At 56.4% G+C, this 344-nt stretch carries 1 pseudogene; it reads left to right on the top strand.

What is annotated here, in order from left to right:
• Positions 1-142: 142 nt before the first annotated feature.
• Positions 143-344 (top strand): annotated as a pseudogene (locus tag ACYQ8L_RS18700) (ISNCY family transposase); the annotation flags it as partial.

The raw sequence follows: 344 nt of genomic DNA, 5'->3' as shown, positions 1-344 counted from the left end.
GTGTCCGTCCGGAAACCGGAACCACTTGAAAAATTTGCGAATTTTCGCCTGCTCTGTTATTGGTTTTTGAACAAAAATCTGTTACGATGCACCGTGCAACCATTTGATATGATTGGATAATGCCCATCGAAGGGGTGCGCGGATGCGTCGAAAACGAGACCAGCAACTCGACCTCTACCAAGTGGCTTCGCAGCACCGGATCAGTAAGGAGTTCGAGGCCATCTCCGAGATTCTCGACGACGCGCCGGAGATCCTCGACTGGGTGCACGAGGATCTGGCTCGGGCGGGCCGAACCGATCGGGGCCGGGAAGGCATGACGGCCGAGCAGGTACTCCGGTCTGGCC

Source organism: Deferrisoma palaeochoriense (assembly GCF_054656955.1).
This window is presented reverse-complemented; position numbering and strand designations above follow the sequence as displayed.